This window comes from Methanomicrobia archaeon (assembly GCA_016930255.1).
GTDB lineage: Archaea > Halobacteriota > Syntropharchaeia > Alkanophagales > Methanospirareceae > JACGMN01.
On record JAFGHB010000025.1, the window covers coordinates 41,163 to 60,664 of the forward strand.

Consider the following 19,502-nt stretch of genomic DNA (forward strand, 5'->3'; position numbering starts at 1 on the left):
GCTTTAACGTTATCCCGTACGTAAATAGAGTATCATCGATTTTGTCTTCTATTGCTATTCTGTTTAGATCGCCGTGCCGCATTCACACGACCCGTTACAACTGCTGCGCCTCTAACCTTCGTTCTATGGTATTTCGCCATTTCCGCATCGTGCTCATGACCGCACGGGCTTCTATCATGGTGAAGGGTATTATGCAGCGATCCTCTCTGAAGACGATCTCTCTGTATCGTGCTATTTCCCGTGCAAGATCATCGAAGCGGCCGTCTCTTCTCAGAAGCTCCGCCATCACCGTTAAGATCTCACCCATCAGCTCCACCCGAGAAAGCCCGGTCTCGATCAGCGATTCCACGGCTTCTTTTAAATCCCCCGGCAGCGGCGGGGCATCCACTATAAAAAACAGCTTCGCCCGCTTCTCGACGCTTAATACAAGGTCGTCCTGAACCAGCACGAAGGGCACTTGTATGGTGGAAGATAGACTATCCGTCATAGTAGTTATAACTAATACTTTGTTGCACGCACCTTTAAAAATACGCTAAAATCCTATTGCATCCATCAGCAACTTGATATGCTCGCCTATCTCGTGATATTTACGATGCCGTTGCGTGGGCCAGTACGAAGGAATCAACGCGACGTTATGCTTACCTGAAATCTCAACCTCTAACACGCTTCCTGCCACTTCGGATACGGTACCACGCAGGCCTACGGAATCGTGCACCTGCACGGCCCCCAGATCGCGCAGGCATGACAGCCCCTGAAGCGCTGTTCTTCCGAGCAGGCAAATACCGTCGGGCCTGATACAGGCTATCTCTCGTTTGAGGTGCTGTGCAGCACAGAGCTTTATAACTCGGCCACTTGGTGCTGTGTTGCATCCATCTCGCGCCGAGGGGCACTTCACCGTAGGTAGGAGAAAGAAGCCTGCGTCGACGAAATCCTTTATCGTACTGATCTCATAGCCCATGTCGCGTAAAATACCGAATAGCCGGTTTCGCAGTCGATCTTTCGAATTCTCATTGTAAAAGTAGAACAGGGTATTCAGCGGCGGCGCTTCGGAGATAAAGAGGAGCTTAACATTCTTCGGCTCTACCGTTGGCACGCGTACGTCAGGGCATTTGACGCCGGAAAGCCCCGCCGCTCTGCACTTCGTACATCGTTTTATGCTCTCTTGTAACTCCTTCCAGTTCATGGTCTCAGGCATTGATCGATTCTTCGTTCGCTCGCTCGTTTTCTACTCTATGTTAGTTCCATAAACTTTTTCATGGAGTTTTCAGTGTTTGCTGCTTTTAGCACAGGTTTCTTTTCTGCGAAGCTGCAAAACATCTCTGATCAAACGTTTCCTGAAGTTCGTGATAAACCGTTTCTTTAAAGTTTCAAAAAGAAACAGTGTGTATAGAGATGGAAATCGTCGTGTTGAGAGTGGGACACCGTTTGGAGCGCGATAAGCGGGTGACAACGCATGTCGGCTTAGTCGGACGCGCATTGGGCGCACGAGGCATGCTGCTCACCTCCGAGGACAAGGGCGTGGAGCGAAGTCTCAATAGCGTTACGAAACGCTGGGGCGGTGATTTCTTTGTTCAAACCGGTGTGAACTGGCGCGACGTGATGAAGACCTGGAAGCACGAAGGCGGAAAGGTATGTCATCTCACGATGTACGGTGAGAACCTTCCATACGTGATCACTGAGATACGCGCGGCTGCGGAAAAAGAGAAGGCGCGTATACTGGTGGTCGTCGGTGCGGAAAAGGTCCCTTATGAGGTTTACGAAGCTGCGGACTGGAACATAGCAGTGGGTAACCAGCCGCATTCGGAAATAGCCGCTTTGGCGCTGTTCCTTGATTACTTACAGCAAGGTAACGAACTTAAATCAGAATTCGAGCACGCTGAATTAGAAATAGTGCCAACGAGGAAAGGTAAAGAAGTGATTGCACGGGTAAATGGAGAATGAACGTTTGCTTGCTTGTAAATTGCACCATGCACTGCTAATCTGAAAAACAACAATTCTACGTCTCCGGAACTTGTTCCAGTGCATCACGGCATGCAGGCCGCAACATCGGCAGCATAACCAAACAAACCTTCGTCTCCGAGGAGAGGTTTCCTGCCGTAAGAATGGTAAAAAATCCGGGACCACATTCAACCGTGAGCGGGCGTGACTTTAGCGTCAAAGCCACCGCACAAGAAAAATTTAAATAACTGCGAGTCAATTTAATCAATTAATTAATCAGTATCAGGCGAGTGGCAATGTTAGAGCGATTGGACTCGATATACGAGAACGACAGCTTCGAAATAAAGGAGGAGCCGTTTTACTTACCGCAAGGTAATGAGATCGAACTGTTTGAAGCCGCGCATGAGAACAAACTACCCGTTATGCTGAAGGGGCCTACAGGCAGTGGTAAGACGAGATTGATTGAGTATATGGCCTGGAAGCTGGGTCGACCGCTCTATACAGTTGCCTGTCATGACGGGTTAAGCGGCAACGACTTAACGGGTCGGTATATCATCAAAGGTGACGAAGTCGAGTGGATTGATGGCCCGCTCCTTATGGCGATCAAGAATGGCGGAATCGTTTATTTGGACGAGATCGTGGAAGCGCGAAAGGACACCACGGTTGTCATTCACCCCTTGACCGATTACCGACGATATTTGCTGGTTGAGAAACTCGGGAAGATATTCTATGCTCCCGATGATTTCATGCTGGTCATCAGCTATAATCCCACGTACCAGAGCATTTTAAAAGAGTTGAAACCGAGCACGCGACAGCGGTTTGTCAGTATCAATTTCGGCTGGCCGAATGAGGACCTGGAAACGCAGATAGTGCAACAAGAGACGGGTATTGAAGAAGAGACCGCGAGAAGGCTGGTAAAAGCGGCGAATAAGATACGAAATCTCGTTCAACAAGGGCTCGAAGAAGGCGCTTCCACCCGGGAGCTTGTCTATGCTGGCACCTTGCTCAAGAGTGGCGTGCCCATGCGTGATGCGCTCCATTCAACCTTAATAGAGCCGTTAACGCACGATAGCGATCTAAAGAGGAGCATAGAAGAGATTCTCAAAAATTACTTTACTCTGTGATCGGTCGGTCGGTTAAATCATTGAGGGTTGTTCTGAAAATGGCGGGGAACTCAATCAAGAGGATCCGTGGAGAGCGAAGAATAAAGAACCTACTGAGGGATGATTACGAAGGTGCAGTGCTCGAGCGACTCGTGAGTGACCTGTATCCATTACTTGATAGCATTGGTCTTGATGGCCTGGAAGAGGTCGCGGGCCTTCGTAATCAGATCGCCAGGTATAGCGGGAAGACCGCTGTACGGGTGCTTGATGAGAGTCCAGAGCTCGTTGCGCGATTACTAACGTACGGTGATAAGAACCTGGTGATGGCGGTTTATGGGCTCTGTCGTCAGGTCGCCCGGGATACTATATTCGTCGCTGCCCGGTTGCTTGATGAGAGCCCGGATATCGTTGAACGATTGCTCATGCAGGGCGATAAAGAACGGGTGATGAGGGTTTACGGGCTTTGTTCCGAGATCGCCAAAGATAGCTGGCGAATTGGCGCTCGACTGTTAAGCATGAGCCCGGATCTCATTGATAGCGTTGGATATGAGACTTTGGAGAAAATTGCGGGCCTTTGCAGTCAGGTTGCACAGGATCATCCTGCAGTTGCCGCGCGGTTGCTTGAGCTGAGTCCGGAACTCCTTGCCAAAGTCGGGTACGAAGGTTTCGAAGAGGTTGCGGGTCTTGCTCGTCAGATCGCCTGGGAGCATCGTGAAGTTGCCGTTAGTTTGATCGAGATGAGTCCGGAACTCCTTGATCGTGTTGGGTATGAGAATCTGGAGAAGATCGCGGCACTGAGCAGCCGTGTTGCCGCGTATAGCTGGAAAACGGCCGCGCAACTGCTTGGAACGAGTCCGGAGCTTATTGATCGTGTGGGTTATGAATATCTAGAGCGCGTAGCGGATTTCAGCATTCAGGTCGCCCAGAAGGACAGTTTCGTTGCCGCGCGGTTGCTTGAGCTGAGTCCTCATCTTATCGATAGCGTCGGTTATGATTGCCTGGCGAAGATTGCGGATCTGAGCAGGCTGGTCAACGAGGATGATGGTTTTATTGCTGCCAAATTACTTGATGATAGCCCTGATCTGATTACGAGATTGCTACGGTACGGCGATGATAAGGAGTTAGTTACGGGTGTTTACGATCTCTGCTGCCAGGTTGCCGAGGATTATAATTGGAGAACGGCTGTTCGGTTACTGACTGAAAGTCCTGACCTCTTCAAGCGATTGCACGAATACGGCGATAAAGAGTTAGTGAAGGCCGTTTTCGGCCTTTGCACTCCGGTGGCTGGGTATAGTGGGATTACCGCGGTCAGTTTGCTTGAGGAGAGCCCAACCCTCATTGGCCAGGTAGGCATTGACGGTTTTGAGAAGGTCGCAGCCGAAGCTACTGAGCTGGCAACGCTGGGCGAAGGAAGAGCAACGTCGTTCGTGCGGGGCGAGTCGTCGGAATTCGCCGCGTTTATCGAGGCACATACGCAGGGGCTCGAACTGAGGAAAGTAAAGCCCATTCTGGCACATTATCTGAACGCGTTATTGGGCTACCGGATCGAGCTTGCGGAAGCTGAGGAGCCTTCAACCGACGGCATGCGGATCTTTCTGCCGGAACGGATTCAGGAGTTCAAGGAGGAGGGGAGAAACTTCACGCTGTATAAGGTTATGGCGACGCACGAAGAAGCCCATCTGGAATACGGCAGCTTCGATTTCGAGCTTATGAATGTTCCGGACGTTGCCGGAAGCATAAGAGCGAGATATGGTAGTGAGCGTGCACAACTGAATGGGACAAGCGAGCTGGAACAGTTTTATGAACTCTTTCCAGAGCCCGCGTTAGCAAAGGACCTCATCACCGTGCTCGAGGATTATCGGATTAATTCGCGGCTGCACGCGGAATACCCGGTTCTTGGCGAGCAGATAGCGGCTATGAACGCGCATATGGTTTCGAAACGGCCTTTGCTCGAGGATTTAGCTACGGATAAGCAACGAGCGGTAGAACTCATAGCACAGCGACTCATTGCAGGTAGAACGAAAGAGCACGTTCCAGAGCATTTAGAAGAAACACTTGAGCGCGCGCTCACGATAAGCCACAAGTTATCCGCTCCGCATGTCGATATCCACGAGACTGCACGAGTTGCTGCTGACGTCTATTTCCAGATAGATGACTCGTTTCAGGAGCCGTATCAGCCAGTACCCCCGTTTTCATCTCCGTTAGATCAATCGCACGTCGACCAGAACGTCGGCAATTTCGGCAGGACCGCGCGAAAGATACAGGAAAAATTAGACGGTCACGATAGCCAGAATGCGCCGGATAGCACCCAACCGCAGCCCTTAAAACAGTCGCAGCTGTCGACTGAGGAGCAGCGCGTTTCCGAGGATACCTTAAAAACGCTGCTACGAACGCTGTTCAAGGAGAAAGGAATCAAGCCCATAGAGGTCGAGTCGCGAATTGAGGCGCTCGAGCCGAGCGAAGTGAAGGTTTATTTGAGCGATCTGGAGACGGTAATTCGGGATGAGAACGGGCTTCAGCGCGAGCACGGTACCTTTCTGTATCACGAGTGGGGCAGTGACATTAGCGATTATCGCCCGAACTGGACGCGTGTGCGGGAACGGCGGTTGGAGGGTGGCTCGAATGCATTTTATCAGAGCACGTTTGGGAAGTACAAGGGCCTGATAAAGAGCATTCGACGCGAGTTCCAGATGCTGCGGCCTGAGGGTCTGGTGAAACTGCGGGAGCAATTTGACGGGAATGACATCGACCTCGATGCCGCGGTACAGTATTTCATTGATAAACGGCTGAGGCTCTCGCCGTCCGAGCGGAACTATATGCGAACGGAGAAGAGGTCGCGCGACATCGCCGTGGCGTTCCTCGTTGACGTGAGCGGGAGCACGGGCGGCGCGACGATCGCGTGTGAGAAAGAGGCGTTGATCGTGATGTCGGAAGCCCTGGAGGAACTGGGCGATGCGTTCGCCATCTACGGCTTCTCGGGCTATGGCCGCGATAACGTGTTCTTTTACACCATTAAGGACTTCGAGGACACGTACGATCGGCGGGTGCAAACCAAGATCTCGATCCTGACGAACGAGCAATCGACACGGATCGCGCCGGCGATCAGGCACACGACGACGAAGTTGAAAGGTCGAGAGGAGAATACGAAACTGATTATTCTGCTGAGCGATGGTAAGCCGCTCGATCACGATTATCACGGCGATTACGCGATCGAGGATACGCGCATGGCGTTGCGGGAAGCGCAGCGATACGGGATCAAGTCGTTCTGCATTACCGTGGATCGCGAAGCGGCGGCGTATCTGCCGCGCATGTACGCGAACAGCCGCTGGGTCGTGATCGATGACGTGCTGAAGCTGCCGAATAAGATCACGCGGATCTACAAGCTGTTTACGACGTGAGGGCTGGCATATTATACCCGGGGGCACAAGCTATAACTACCCTGATATGTAATAAGATAAAGGTAAGCTAAAAAGGCGGTAACCAGCTTGGTTGAGCAAGAGCATGCATGGACGATGGTAAAAAATATGAAGGGATTGGAAATCAAGGGGATAGGTGGTTCATCCAGAGGGATGTATATCCGCAATATTGCGGATATACCGGAGTTATACGCAATCACTGGCTTTGGCTTTGGTGAAGGCATATAGATTCCTCTTAACATAGTTATTATGAAAAAGATTTACATATTTTTTTATCTCGTTTTTCTCGAATTGAAGAGAATTGTTTTTGGAGTTAAGTATTTTGCCGAAGTTGATGTGACAGATAACTGTAACCTCAGGTGTAAACATTGCTATCATTTTTTTGGTAAAGACGATTTCAAAACAAAGGAATTGCCTCTTGAAGTCTGGAAAAAAAGATTCGACGAGCTTCACAAAAAAGGTGTAAGATTTATTCTTTTAGTTGGTGGAGAACCTGCGCTTAGGAATGATGTTCTTATGCTCGCAGATAAGATTTTTCCTTTCATTTATGTTACCACAAACGGGACAATAAAGATACCAAAAGAATTTAATCATCGATTGTTTGTTTCCTTGGATGGTACGCAGGAAAGAAACGATTCAATCAGAGGAAAAGGTGTTTTTTCAAAGGTAATGAAAAATTATTCGGGTGATAAACGTGTTGTTATCAATATGACAATAACAAAGGATAATTACAAAGAACTCGGAGATGTTGTCAAGATAGCAAAAGAAAATTATTTCCGTGGTGTTGTTTGCAATATTTATACCCCTACTATAGGTGAAAGAAATCACTTATTTATAGAAAAAGAAAAAAGAAAGCTAATCATTAATGAATTAAAACGAGTAAAATCAGAATATCCTAATCATTTTCTCTTGACTAAATCAATGATAAAATGGTATGAATTTCCAAATCATGTTGGATTTTGTCACTGGGGCGATGAAGTATTACATTTTGATGTTTCATGGAACAAAAGGAGGTGCTTTGCAAATGCGGACTGTTCCAATTGTGGGTGTCTCGCAGGTTCCGTTCAAAATCCTCTTAAATTGTTAAGATATCCACTAGTGGGTGTGAAATTGATATAATATGAAGAACGATAATAAATGCCTCAGCCAGCGACTACGGCACAAGCAAGCGTGCCTGCGTATAACAAGCGGTTATCAGGTTTCGCTCCACTTCTTAGAGTGTCGCTTCCCCCATATTTTGAGCAAACTCAAAACATCTGATAACCCAATGTTATCAGAGCTTGATCCACTCGTCTAGTTTAGCATAATCTCAACGATTCAGGATTGCTTCAACCTCGCGAATCATCATCCGGAGTTGAGGCCGGCGTATTTGGCACCAGAGGGGATCACGCGGATCTACAAGCTGTTTACGACGTGAGCACCGGAAGGATAGCTGAATAGGATCACTCCGCAGAGAAAATCGTCTATTTGGTGATGACAAATGCACGCACTATAAATAACCCTTTCTCTATACGTAGGAGATAGTGTCGTGTAAAAAAGGTGAGCTAAGGGATGAGCACGCCGAAGGTTTTCATCAGTTACAGTCATGATTCCCGGGGACATGCCGACCGGGCTCTGGCGTTAGCCGATCGTCTCCGGGAGGATGGCATTGACTGCATCCTTGACCAGTATGAAGAGTCACCGCCAGAGGGCTGGACCATGTGGATGGATCGGCACATCAAGAACGATGATTTTGTGCTGATGGTCTGCACTGAAAAGTACTATCGCCGCGTTATGGGAGAAGAAGCGCCGGGCGAAGGGCTGGGCGTGAAATGGGAAGGTAAATTGATCTATCAGCACATTTATCGTGCGGATTCGACCAACACTCGATTTATTCCAGTTTTGTTGGCTGCCGATCAGGTATCGTGTATCCCCACGCCCTTGCAGGATGCGACCTATTATCGTGGGGATACCGAAGCTGGTTATGAGACGCTGTACCAACGCCTTACCCACCAGCCTGCAACCATCAAACCTGAACTGGGTAAATTGCGTACACTGCCGCCACGAGAACGCAAACAGGATTTTTTCCAGCCCAAAATTATGCTCGCCAAACTCCCGACCACCGGCAAAAACCTCTTTGGTCGTGAAGACGAACTCAAGATGCTGGACGACGCCTGGATCGATCCTCACACGAATATCCTCAGCCTCGTCGCCTGGGGCGGTGTGGGCAAGACGGCGCTCGTGAACGAATGGCTGAACCAACTGGAACGAGACAATTACCGCGGCGCCGAGTGCGTTTATGGCTGGTCGTTTTACAGCCAGGGCACTCGGGAAGATAAACAGGCGTCTGCCGATACCTTCTTCGAGGATGCTCTGGCATGGTTCGGCTACGAGGGCGAACCGTTAAAATCCCCGTGGGAAAAAGGGAAAGAACTTGCGCAGTTAATCAAACAGCGCAGAGCACTCCTTGTCCTTGACGGGCTGGAGCCGCTGCAGTATCCGCCCGGAGAACAGGAAGGCGTCTTACGAGATCAAGGGTTACAGGCACTGCTCAAAGATTTGGCGCGATTTAATCCCGGGTTATGCGTAATCACCACGCGCTATGCGATAGCGGATCTTGAACTTTTTGTTGACAAATCGACCAAAAGAATCGTGCTCGAAAATCTTTCACCGCAAGCAGGTAGAGAGCTATTGCGGGAAGCAGGCGTGACAAAAGGAACGGATAAAGAATTGGAAAGCGCCTCCATAGAATACGGAGGACATACACTGGCGCTTACTTTACTGGGCAGATATATCGCTGTTCGGTTCGGCGGTGAAATACGAGAACGTGACAAGATTAAAAAACTGACGTACGAAAAAGATAAACAGGGCAAACATGCTCGAAATGTGATGCATTCCTATGAGATCTGGTTACAGGGAAAACCAGAACTCGACCTATTGTATATCATGGGTCTGTTTGATCGTCCCGTCCCGCAGGCAGCTATTGAAGCATTGAAAAAGAAACCCGTGATTAAAGGCTTGACCGCCAACTTGCAGCGGCTTTCGGATGAAGATTGGGATTTTACGCTCCAGCACTTGCGAGACCTGCGTCTACTTGCCGAAAAAGACGAACATCGTCCTGATATTGTGGACTGCCACCCGCTGATCCGTGAGCATTTTGGTGAAAAGCTGAAAGCTAAAAATCTAAAAGCCTGGCAGGAAGCGCATAGTCGACTGTACGACTATTACAAGAATGTGCCAGAGAAAGAATTGCCCGATACGCTGGAAGAGATGGAGCCGCTGTTTGCGGCAGTGGCGCATGGGTGTCAGGCGGGAAAACATCAAGAAACAGAAATTGAAGTGTTTTTTAATAGGATTAGAAGAAAAAATGAAGGATATACAGCACATAAACTTGGTGCTTTTGGTGCTGATTTAGCAGCCTTAGCAAATTTTTTTGAAACCCCTTGGAGTAAGCCAGCTTCCGAATTATCTGATGAAAAGAAAGCCGTTGTCCTGAGTTGGGCAGGCTTTTGTCTGCGGGCGTTAGGACGGCTGCGTGAGGCGGCGCAACCCATGCAGGCAGCTACTGAAATGGTAACCAAAAACAAAGATTGGGTAAATGCTGCATCTGGTGCAGGAACTATCAGCGAGCTCTATTTGACGATGGGTGACATGTCAAAGGCGGTAGAGTATGCCCGTCAGAGCGTGGACTTCGCCGATCGTAGCGGAGATTTGTTTCAAAGAAAAGGGGCAAGGATACGTCTCGCAAATTCATTTACTCATACGGGAGATTTATCAGATGCTTTGTCCGTGTTCTTAGAAGCAGAACAGTTGCATCGAAAAGATGAACCCAATTACCCGACTATGTATTCGATTGCGGGCTTTGAATTCTGCGATCTGCTGCTGAGCCAAGGGAAGTATCCTGAGTTGCTGGAGCGAGCGAAAAAGACGTTGGAATTGGTTACACAAGAACAGTGGCTTTTGGACATTGCGCTGGACAAACTCTCTTTGGGATGGGCGTATTTACTGGAAATGCTGCTAGAGGATCAGCGCCCTTCGATGTCGCTCAGGGCGAAAGACTACCTGAATGCAGCGGTGGCGGGCTTGCGGGAAGCCGGAATACAGGATCATCAACCTCGAGCCTTTTTAGCAAGAGCAACCTTGTATCGTGTCCAAAATGAAATTTCACTGGCGTGGGACGATCTGGATGAGGCACGGGAGATTGCGGAGCGGGGTGGAATGGAGCTGTGGCTGGCGGATTATCATCTGGAGGCGGGGCGGCTGTGCCTGGAAGACAGAGAAAGGAAGACGGAGGACGCAGCAGGGCATTTGGCTGATGCGAAACGATTGGTTGAGGAAACAGGCTATCACCGGCGTGATCCCGAGGCGCTCTTGCTGGAGGCGCAGGTTTGTTTCGCTACAGGAGATAAAGGACAAGCGCGGGAGTGGTTGGAGAAAGCGAAGAAACGGTTTAAAGAGATGGGGATTCGGCAGTGGGATTTTGAGGTGGCTGAGTTAGAAGAACAGTTGCACGGGTGAGTCAGGTGGAAAGTGAGGGAGCACGATGCAAAGGATTCCCTGGAGAAGTAAAATTCTCAATTCAGGATCATGTGATCGCGGAAATAAAAAAGAGAAAGGAGGGTGGGTTTAACTAACCTCCTCTTTTCACGATATATGCAATTGCGAGCAAGCCTGCGATTGCGAATGCTACTTCGAACCCGGGCGGTGTCGGTGTGGGCGTTGGTGTGCGATGCGATTGCTATTTATGGAGTGTTTATTTAACCCTTAGCCTGAGGTTCACCTGTTCCTCGAAGAAGCGGGAGAAAAGAGCTAACTTTTTTATCTTCGATAGTTATAGGCGTAAGAGGGAAAGGCGGACATGAAAGACAGCGAAGCGTTGAAGAGGTTAGAACTGAACGTAGAGGAGATAATAACGAAGGACGAATTCGTGGCGTTGTTGGGTTCAAAATCAGAGCGCCAGCCACGGGCGTACGTCGGTATTGAGCCGAGTGGCAACGTGCACATCGGGCATTTACCGTTCTTAAACACGTTGCGGGAGCTTCAACGTCTTGGCGTGCATATCATCGTGCTGCTCGCCGATCTGCATGCGTACCTGAATGAGAAGGGCAATTTCGAGCAGATTGGTGAGACTGCAGAGTACAACAAGCGCTGCTTTGCCGCCTCTGGCCTGACTGATGAGACGGAATTCGTTTATGGCTCTGATTATCAAATGGAAAAGGAATACACGATGAATGTCTTACGGCTGGCCACGATAACGACGGAGAAGCGAGCGCGACGGAGCATGGACGAGGTCTCGCGAAGCACGGAAGACCGGAAAGTCTCGCAAGCGATCTATCCACTGATGCAAGCGGTTGATATAGCTCATCTTGAGGTAGACATTGCCGTAGGCGGGATCGACCAACGGAAGATCCACATGCTTGCGCGGGAGAACCTTCCAAAGTTGGGGTTTAAAGCGCCTATTTGCATCCATACACCACTCTTAATCGGGTTAGACGGCGATAAGATGTCCTCATCCAAGCAGAATTTTATAGCCGTGGACGAGCCTGCGGAAAGTGTAAAAAAGAAGCTCGTGAGTGCGTTCTGTCCTCCTGAAATCGCAGAGGGCAATCCCGTGCTCCAGATCTATAAGCATGTGATATTTCCAAGCCCTGAGCTGAGTGGTGAGGTAACGATAGAGCGAAGCGAGAAATACGGCGGAAATGTCAGTTACGAGCGCTATGAAGAGCTCGAGCGCGATTATGTAGCGGGCACGTTACATCCCTCGGATTTGAAGGCAAATGCGATAAGATCGCTCAATGAGGTGCTGGAGCCTATTAGAAAGCTGAAGCAGTAGTGGTTATCCACGATTTTGCTAGGTAGAGCTGCTCTAAGCATTTTGCACGCAGAAAAAGCCTGCTATCGTTCAGCATAGCGGCCTCGGCGTTCGATTTCCACTGCTCGTTTGAGCACCTGCGCGGCCTGTGGGAACGTGCGCTTGTAGCCCTTTGTAAAAGCCGTTTTCAATTCCTCGTGCGATTCGTGCGTGCCCTGAAGGCTTTGGAAAAAGACGTGAACGTCAACGCCGCGTGCTTCGGTGTTCGATTCGATAAAGGCCAGCCCGAAATCGATGAAGTAGATGCGATCATCCCCGCCGACGATGATATTGGACGTGGTCAAATCGCCATGAATGATCCCGTTCTTGTGCAGAATGCCCACGAACTCGCCTATTCGCTCGCTTATAGGCTCCGTAATCACCTCTTTTGCGAGCACTCCGTCTATCCGCTCCATTACCAGTACGTACTCGTTAACGTCGAAGATGATAGGTGTGGGCACGCCTTTTCGCCTCGCTTCCGAAATGAGCTTCGCTTCGCTCTTCGTCCGTTCCTTCCGCAGTCGCGTGTCTAACTCGTTTACCCGATACTGCTTCTCTATTCTCCGCTTGTAGACGAGGTCGCCTTCGATCTCGACGATCGCTTCAGCGCACTGGAACCATTCCTTTTCCCTAGCAGCGTGAGCCTCACGTACAGTATTCATTGTTACCTGATCTCTTCTTGATTAAGAAAAAGTATGGCGGTGAGTGAACGCATTCGTAACAAAATCCGTGTATGCTGCTTCTAATCGTTAAATTAGCACTAGTTGTACGTGTGTGCCTACTTACTTGGCGTGAGGGTTCACATAAGACCGCACCTCTTAAATACGATCGCAGACAAACGTTACTGTACTGCCATGCTGCCATTCTCGAAGAGTGTCGGGCGGGAGAGGTTTATCAGAGAGCTGCTTCCTCTTATCGTGCTGTTTGTCTTGGCCTTTACAATACGCTTCATGGGTGGCGCGTGGGAGACTAAATGGGATAACGATGCGTACATGGCGCGTCAGGCTGAGCATATCTATTTGTTCGGACATCCGGCAGTTCCGGACCCGTTCAGCTCCGCGCCCTTATACCAGCCCGGTATGGCCTATCTCCTCGCGGTCATAGGTTGGCTCATCGATTGTATCCCCGTCGAATTCTCGCAGCCGAGCATGAGTATTGCCGAAGGATTGATGCCCCCCTTGCTCGGGGCGGCCACCGTGCTGGTTATATACTGGTTTGCAAAAAGCCTGTTTAACACGCCTGCGGGGATCATTGTGGGAGTGCTCGCTTCATTCTCTCATTTCCTGATTTACCGAACCATGAAGGGGTTTGTCTTCCACAACGCGCTTTCTCTTTTTCTCATCATTTTAACTGTGGTAGTTGCCTGGAAAGCGTTCAAAATGCTTGACAATACCGTTCCACGCAATACCATAGATCGATCGCGCTATATAGCTATGATCCTCGCTCCGGCAGTTCTTATCGGCCTTACGGGTTTCACGTGGGGCGGATATTTTATCCTGCATGCGATACTGATTTTTTACGGACTGCTTCTCACCGCTTTCATCGTGCTCAACCGCAATTCTCTAAATAGCGCTAAAAATTATCTGTTGAAGACATGGGTGTTTATCTGTTCTACGCTGCTTTTAGGCTCTCTGCTAGCGTTAATGCTTTATTCGGTACGTGGACCCTCGGAGCTACTAAGAGCGGCACAGATGCTGCGATTTGCCGAAGGGCCGCTGGTCTATAAATTCACGGCTGACCTCCAAGCGCCACGACTTAGCAGCTTTGACGCTCTTTTCGGATCTTTCCTGATGGTTGGAATTGCTCTGACCGCAGTTGGAGCATATGGTCTTTACAAACGCGATGAAAAGAGCGGTATATATCTCATTGCCGCACCGCTCGTGACCATGGTTCCAGCAGTAAGAGCCCACCATTTCATAGATATATTCTCACTGTTTGTGTACATAACCCTCGGCATCGGTGCCTCGTTCATCGTGGAAAGAGCGAAAAAGAACGAGCAAAAAGTAGCATGGAAAAAGCCGGTGGCGGTAGCTGTTCTCATAATCTTAGGCATCGCCTTCGTCAATCCACTTATTGGTTCTTTACAGAATGAGGTGCAGTATTCCTATACTATTAAACCCGAATGGAAACAGGCATTCTTGTACATCAGAAATAATACGGACCAGGATTCACTGTTCATCAACTGGTGGGACTATGGCAACTCACTGGCGTATTACGCGCAACGGCGGTCGGTAATCGACCAGATGTACTTCCCCGACGATGAGGTAACGGCGGTCTCATCGATCATCATGGCAACGGACTCTGAGGAAGGATTGCAGATAGCTCGAACGCTCAAACAGCAACACAATAGCTCAGAAGTATATCTGATGCTTTTTCTCAATGATGCGTTTATAGCTCCCGTAATAGGTTATGCTGCGGGGTACAAGCAAACATCTTTTAATGAGTCTATCGTGATGATTCTCGATGAGCATGGGCGATTGGTTGGGATGAATGATCTCACCAATCAAACTATTTACTACCGACTTTGGACTAACCAGTCTATTGCGGGATACACGCCGGTCTATGTGAGCAACGAGGTAAAAATATACCGGTTAAATGTATAAGTCAACTTAGATTGTTATCGTCTAACCGGGCTTAAATCCCTCAATCTGATTTTCAAAGTCCTCTAAAGACGGTGGAGCAATAGTGCAGGTAACCCCTGATGAATGGGAAAGAGCTAGGCATTTCATCGGCTCGGACAACATCAAAGTCGGTGATGAATATTATGAGATCAGGTTTATGCTTGCATAAAATAAAATGGGCTAATGTTCGCACTAAATCTGCCCATACGGCATTTGAAATCTTCCGATAGGCAATTACGGGCTTCAAAGACCTTCATTCCTCATACTCACTGCTCACCACCTTCTTGATGTGCTCGGCGGTTTTCTCGCCCACGTGCTCCACGTCCATCAAATCCTCCTTCGATGCCGTTACAACGTTTTCAGCCGTTTTAAAGTGTCTTAACAGGTTCCGGGTGGTTACGATACCGATATTCGATAATGCAGAGATGAAATATTCCTGCTGCTCTTTCAGCGATGCCGCCGGCTTCTTACCGTGCGGATTGATCTCCGTTTTGCTCGGCTGCTGCTCCCGCTTCGCAATGATATAGAGTAACGATGCAGTGTCCGCTTCGTCCCTGGTCTGGATTATGGGCACGCTGAGGTCAAGAGCGATGGTTGCCATTACCGCCCGGACCACATTGGGATGTATGTTCCGCTGCCCGTAGAGTGATTCGCCCTCGATGACGAGCACGGGCTTCTCATACTCCTTCCGCATACGAAGAACTTGCTCCAGCAGATTTCTGCGTTTATTGATCAAGGAATCTAAGAAATCGGTCGTGGTTTTGCGCTCGATACAAACCTTATCCGAAACGACGTAGTCGCCAATCCCTAAATTCCGTAATTTCAGGTCCATGCCCGCTTTCTCAAGGAACCGTGCCACGCCCGATTTCGTCTCCCGTGGATCCACGAAGATGGTTAAGTTCAATCCGTTTTCGAAGTCGGTTATCCGTCTTTGCTCCTCATGTTCCTTACCGCGCGGCTTGGCTGCCAATTCAGCTTCATTTACCGCTTCTTCGCGCTCTTCGCCGGCGTATTCGTTATCCGTCCTCGGCGCGCCCATCTCGCTTATCCGCTGCCGCATCGCGCGTTCCTTGCTCCTGCTGAGCCAGTAATACGCTTCGTCCTTCGTACCTTTCGCGATGAGAACGATAACCTTGCCCACTTTTCGGCGCGCAGTCCGTCCTTTCCGCTGTATGCTCCGTATCGCGGAGGGAATGGGCTCGTAGAAGAGCACGAGATCGGTAGCTGGAATATCAAGCCCCTCTTCAGCCACCGAAGTAGCAACCAAAACGTTGTAAACACCTTCTTTGAACTGATCTATTATCTCTACCTGCTCCTTTTGTTTCAAGCCCTTATCAGCATCCTTTGATGCCTGGCCAATGAACTTAACCGCCCGTATCCCGGCCATTTCCGCGTTCATGCCGTGCAACGCCGAAACGATCATCTCTGCGGTATCCCGGTAGTTCGTGAACACAATGATTCGCGTATCAGGGTTCTCGCGTATCTCCTGCTGCAGTATCTCGATCAACGCGTTCAGTTTGGGATGCTCGCCCTCGTATGAGGCTATTGCACGCACGGCCTCCACGAACTTCTCGTCCTTCAGCAACCGTTTGGCCGCTTTGCTGCCCTCCTTTGAGATCGCTTCGGCACGCAAGCGCTCGAAATACCGTTTCACCGCGAAAATACCCTGCGTCTCTATCAAGTCGATCGCATGCTTTATCTTCAATACCTCCGCTTGGAGTGAGAGTGCTTTGTAAAGGTCCGCGTGCTTCTGAGTCGCTAATTGCGCCACGATTATCTGCCGTAACGCCAGGATCTCCGTTTTTGAGATCTCCTTGCCCTTCTTCTTCCTTATAAAGCCGAGCTTCCGTAATTCCTCTATCCGTTCCGCTAATACCTCGTCTAATACGCGTTTCTGACTCCGTATTTCAACAGGAACGTCTATACCGCGCCATTCAAACCCCTTCTTGAAGATGAACGGCGCCACGTCGTGGTCATATTCCGTCCGGCTTTCTACACGCTCCACACCCAGCACCGTGCAGATCTCCTGGATCTTCTCCCTATCACTACCCGGAGAGGCGGTCATACCCAATACCAACGGCGCTTTCGCCTGTTCCGCATACTTCTCCGCGATGTACACGTACGAGTAATTGCCTACCGCACGATGGCATTCGTCGAAGATAATGAGAGCAACATCGCTGAGCGTAATCCGGTTGCTCAACAGATCGTTCTCTATTATTTGCGGTGTGGAGACCATTATCTGAGCCTCGTCCCACAGCTTGCCGCGCTTATCTGCCAGGATAGAGCCGGTGAACGTTTGAATACGTGATTCATCGACGTTCAAGACTTTTTTCAGAAATGCCGAGTGCTGCTCGACCAGCGGTCTGGTAGGCGCCAAAAAGAGGATCTTTCCGATCGCCAGTCGATTAACCAGAACCAGAAGTGCTATAGTGGTCTTACCCAGGCCCGTAGGCAAAACGACCATTAACGAGTTCTTCGTGGCCTCCTTTGCTATATCCAGTTGATACTTTCGCCGCTCTACCACGCCAGCTTTCAAAAGCGGGTGCAATATGAATTTTGATGCGGTCGTGGAGGCAGGATTGTGCATAAAAGAAAATATAGAGTGAGGAGCATAAATAATTACGTTCGCCCGTATGGTAGAACCGGAACTCGGGCTTCACGTCCTCTTCACAATTATCGTCAGATTCGAGTTCTTTTCTACCAGCTTCTCGTAGTCGCCCTTTATATACGGCGTTATCAGCTCCAAATCGCCTATCCGTGGAATTATCTCAGCAACCAGCTCGCCGTCGTCGAACACTCGTACCACGCCGTCGCTCTCTGAAACTACTACTGCTACGGCGTCGGTTTCTTTAGAAATAGAAGCAGCCGCCATGTGTCGGGTGCCCAAGCCCATAGGGGGGTCTACATGACGAGCAATCGTTTCTATGTAGCGTGCTGCGGAAAGCGCGTAGCCATCGCCACTGATAATAAACGCGCCGTCCATTCTCGCCAATTCTTTCAACGTTCCCTGGACGTTCGCGTCACGTATGTTCTTTGCTTCCTTGGGGTAATTCTCAAGCGGGTCCAGGATCAATGGCTTTGACCGCTTTAGCACTCTCGCCTCGTCACCGACCACAAATAATGCGCCGAGACGCGATCCCTCGGCGATTCCCACGGCTATTTCGAGCACCGTCTCGAGCACTTCAGGATCGCAATTCCGCTCCGCCCTGCAGATTCTCCGTAGCATTTTTATCTCCGCAGCTTTATGACTAATTGTTCTTCGCGCTTTATAAAATGAGACCGTGGACGAGGGGATAATCATGAATCAAGGGCACGAATCAGAGCGATCTTATTTTGGTGACGCTTTTCTTTCCCGGAAAGGGGTTGTAAGAACGTACTCACCGTCGCACATCACCGGCTTCTTTGCCATTCACGAGGATAGAAATCCGTTGCATAAAGGGTCTCTTGGCTGTGGCATCGTGTTAGAATCTGGCTGCGTCACCGAGGTCGCGCTCAGTCCGAATCGTCGGGTGAAGGCACGGGTAAGAATAGATGGGAAAGAGGAAGACGCGCATACCACCCGGTACGTTATCGAGCGGCTGGCAGGCGAGTCGGAGGTCAGTGTAGCAACGGATTTCGAAGTGCCGGTCGGCTGCGGATTCGGTGCAAGTGCTGCTGGTGCGCTCAGTACCGCTCTTGCCTTAAACGAGCTTTTAGCGCTGGGTATGACGCTCAACGAGGTGGCACAGATAGCCCACTGCGCGGAGGTGGAGAACAGCACGGGCCTGGGTGACGTCATTGCGGAGACGTACGGTGGGGTCGTAATCCGAACGAGGCCGGGTGCTCCGGGAATAGGCGTGGTGGATCGGATACCGCATAGAAACGAGAGGATAAGCTACGTAGTGCTGGGTACGAAACTGACGAAATCGGTATTAGTGGATGGCGGTGCGGAACTGAAACGGCGAATCAGCGATGCGGGTAGGGAAGCGCTGAAAGCGTTGACACAGAAGCCTACGTTAGAAACGTTCATGCGCGTATCACGGGAATTCTCGTTACGAATCGGATTGATCAGCGACACCTGCAAGGATGCGATCGAGGCAGTGGCTGCCGAGGGCAAGGTCGCCAGTGTGGCAATGTTAGGCGAGACAGTTTTTGTCATCGGCGAGAGCGAAGCGTTATGGGAGTTCGGCGACGTGAAAGCGAGTAGAATAGCCGATACCGGAGTGCGAATTATTTAGGCAGCAGCACCCCTGGCTGAACAGTTTGAAGGGTTATTCCAAGCACGTTTCCTTTCTCACGGCCGCTACGTTGCCCTCGTCATCCAACTCGATTTCCACCAGAATTCTATCGACTTTGCACGTCTTAGGATTCCAGGTCCGTCCGCACACACCGCATTCAACGTCGCTGCCAAGTTCCAGGGCGTACCAGCTCGCATCGGCGTAGGGTGCGCCGCAATGTGGGCAAATGCTGACCGTCACATCCAGATAAGCCTTCTTTGTTTTAGACAGTGGACACATATTCTTTATCTTCTTGTTAAGTAAACTTTGAAACTACCCGGTATAAAGTGATGCTGGTATGGCTTTGATCCCTCTATGATACCTTTTAGTGTTGAACC

14 protein-coding genes and 1 pseudogene are annotated in these 19,502 nt (G+C 49.9%); 8 read left to right on the forward strand and 7 right to left on the reverse strand.

What is annotated here, in order from left to right; translation table 11 throughout:
* Nucleotides 1-94 precede the first annotated feature (94 nt).
* Together JW878_04450 and JW878_04455 are read right to left on the reverse strand one after the other, a co-directional pair.
* Entirely contained in the window at nt 95-487 is a 393-nt protein-coding gene (locus tag JW878_04450) for a hypothetical protein (protein ID MBN1762314.1), read from the reverse strand.
* A 45-nt stretch (nt 488-532) separates the two neighbouring features.
* Nucleotides 533-1,195: a uracil-DNA glycosylase family protein gene (locus tag JW878_04455; protein ID MBN1762315.1), complete on the reverse strand. Its 663-nt coding sequence runs from the start codon at nt 1,193-1,195 to the stop codon at nt 533-535.
* Between the two features lie 197 nt (nt 1,196-1,392).
* Between JW878_04455 and JW878_04460 the strand changes: the two genes are divergently transcribed.
* The 5 genes from JW878_04460 (at nt 1,393) to JW878_04480 (ending at nt 10,954) form a co-directional block, all read left to right on the forward strand.
* The gene (locus JW878_04460) at nt 1,393-1,941 is read left to right on the forward strand and encodes a tRNA (cytidine(56)-2'-O)-methyltransferase (protein ID MBN1762316.1); all 549 of its coding nucleotides are present in this window, start codon (nt 1,393-1,395) and stop codon (nt 1,939-1,941) included.
* A 293-nt stretch (nt 1,942-2,234) separates the two neighbouring features.
* Nucleotides 2,235-3,062, forward strand: coding sequence for a CbbQ/NirQ/NorQ/GpvN family protein (locus JW878_04465; protein MBN1762317.1), 828 nt, complete (start codon nt 2,235-2,237; stop codon nt 3,060-3,062).
* A gap of 38 nt (nt 3,063-3,100) precedes the next feature.
* Entirely contained in the window at nt 3,101-6,439 is a 3,339-nt protein-coding gene (locus JW878_04470) for a VWA domain-containing protein (protein MBN1762318.1), read from the forward strand.
* Nucleotides 6,440-6,706: 267 nt separating this feature from the next.
* Complete coding sequence (locus JW878_04475; protein MBN1762319.1) at nt 6,707-7,576, forward strand: radical SAM protein; 870 nt, start codon at nt 6,707-6,709, stop codon at nt 7,574-7,576.
* Nucleotides 7,577-8,008: 432 nt separating this feature from the next.
* The gene (locus JW878_04480; GenBank protein ID MBN1762320.1) at nt 8,009-10,954 is read left to right on the forward strand and encodes a TIR domain-containing protein; all 2,946 of its coding nucleotides are present in this window, start codon (nt 8,009-8,011) and stop codon (nt 10,952-10,954) included.
* Between the two features lie 112 nt (nt 10,955-11,066).
* Here the strand turns inward: JW878_04480 and JW878_04485 are convergent.
* Nucleotides 11,067-11,138: pseudogene (locus JW878_04485) on the reverse strand (PGF-CTERM sorting domain-containing protein).
* A gap of 174 nt (nt 11,139-11,312) precedes the next feature.
* Between JW878_04485 and JW878_04490 the strand changes: the two are divergent.
* Nucleotides 11,313-12,269 carry a tyrosine--tRNA ligase gene (locus JW878_04490; protein MBN1762321.1) on the forward strand — a complete coding sequence of 319 codons (957 nt, stop codon included), beginning with the start codon at nt 11,313-11,315 and terminating at the stop codon, nt 12,267-12,269.
* A 62-nt stretch (nt 12,270-12,331) separates the two neighbouring features.
* Here the strand turns inward: JW878_04490 and JW878_04495 are convergent, their stop codons facing one another.
* Complete coding sequence (locus tag JW878_04495; GenBank protein MBN1762322.1) at nt 12,332-12,949, reverse strand: Kae1-associated kinase Bud32; 618 nt, start codon at nt 12,947-12,949, stop codon at nt 12,332-12,334.
* Between the two features lie 192 nt (nt 12,950-13,141).
* On the opposite strand from JW878_04495, the gene JW878_04500 reads away from it, so the two are divergent.
* Complete coding sequence (locus JW878_04500; protein MBN1762323.1) at nt 13,142-14,890, forward strand: hypothetical protein; 1,749 nt, start codon at nt 13,142-13,144, stop codon at nt 14,888-14,890.
* A gap of 271 nt (nt 14,891-15,161) precedes the next feature.
* Here the strand turns inward: JW878_04500 and JW878_04505 are convergent, their stop codons facing one another.
* Nucleotides 15,162-17,495: a DEAD/DEAH box helicase family protein gene (locus JW878_04505; protein MBN1762324.1), complete on the reverse strand. Its 2,334-nt coding sequence runs from the start codon at nt 17,493-17,495 to the stop codon at nt 15,162-15,164.
* A gap of 69 nt (nt 17,496-17,564) precedes the next feature.
* Nucleotides 17,565-18,134 (reverse strand): diadenylate cyclase, encoded by a 570-nt coding sequence (locus JW878_04510; protein ID MBN1762325.1) that lies wholly within the window; start codon nt 18,132-18,134, stop codon nt 17,565-17,567.
* A 73-nt stretch (nt 18,135-18,207) separates the two neighbouring features.
* Here JW878_04510 and JW878_04515 point away from each other — a divergent pair, with 73 nt between their 5' ends.
* Entirely contained in the window at nt 18,208-19,125 is a 918-nt protein-coding gene (locus tag JW878_04515) for a hypothetical protein (protein ID MBN1762326.1), read from the forward strand.
* A 33-nt stretch (nt 19,126-19,158) separates the two neighbouring features.
* Here JW878_04515 and JW878_04520 read toward each other — a convergent pair whose 3' ends face one another.
* Nucleotides 19,159-19,404: a hypothetical protein gene (locus tag JW878_04520; protein ID MBN1762327.1), complete on the reverse strand. Its 246-nt coding sequence runs from the start codon at nt 19,402-19,404 to the stop codon at nt 19,159-19,161.
* Nucleotides 19,405-19,502: the final 98 nt, after the last annotated feature.

What these genes read in the sequence shown, in the direction of transcription:
- JW878_04495 (MBN1762322.1), bottom strand. Translation starts at nt 12,949, where the DNA reads ATGAATACTGTACGTGAGGCTCACGCTGCTAGGGAAAAGGAATGGTTC.
- JW878_04505 (MBN1762324.1), bottom strand. Translation starts at nt 17,495, where the DNA reads ATGCACAATCCTGCCTCCACGACCGCATCAAAATTCATATTGCACCCG.
- JW878_04515 (MBN1762326.1), top strand. Translation starts at nt 18,208, where the DNA reads ATGAATCAAGGGCACGAATCAGAGCGATCTTATTTTGGTGACGCTTTT.
- JW878_04450 (MBN1762314.1), bottom strand. Translation starts at nt 487, where the DNA reads ATGACGGATAGTCTATCTTCCACCATACAAGTGCCCTTCGTGCTGGTT.
- JW878_04500 (MBN1762323.1), top strand. Translation starts at nt 13,142, where the DNA reads ATGCTGCCATTCTCGAAGAGTGTCGGGCGGGAGAGGTTTATCAGAGAG.
- JW878_04460 (MBN1762316.1), top strand. Translation starts at nt 1,393, where the DNA reads ATGGAAATCGTCGTGTTGAGAGTGGGACACCGTTTGGAGCGCGATAAG.
- JW878_04455 (MBN1762315.1), bottom strand. Translation starts at nt 1,195, where the DNA reads ATGCCTGAGACCATGAACTGGAAGGAGTTACAAGAGAGCATAAAACGA.
- JW878_04480 (MBN1762320.1), top strand. Translation starts at nt 8,009, where the DNA reads ATGAGCACGCCGAAGGTTTTCATCAGTTACAGTCATGATTCCCGGGGA.
- JW878_04470 (MBN1762318.1), top strand. Translation starts at nt 3,101, where the DNA reads ATGGCGGGGAACTCAATCAAGAGGATCCGTGGAGAGCGAAGAATAAAG.
- JW878_04475 (MBN1762319.1), top strand. Translation starts at nt 6,707, where the DNA reads ATGAAAAAGATTTACATATTTTTTTATCTCGTTTTTCTCGAATTGAAG.
- JW878_04520 (MBN1762327.1), bottom strand. Translation starts at nt 19,404, where the DNA reads ATGTGTCCACTGTCTAAAACAAAGAAGGCTTATCTGGATGTGACGGTC.
- JW878_04465 (MBN1762317.1), top strand. Translation starts at nt 2,235, where the DNA reads ATGTTAGAGCGATTGGACTCGATATACGAGAACGACAGCTTCGAAATA.
- JW878_04510 (MBN1762325.1), bottom strand. Translation starts at nt 18,134, where the DNA reads ATGCTACGGAGAATCTGCAGGGCGGAGCGGAATTGCGATCCTGAAGTG.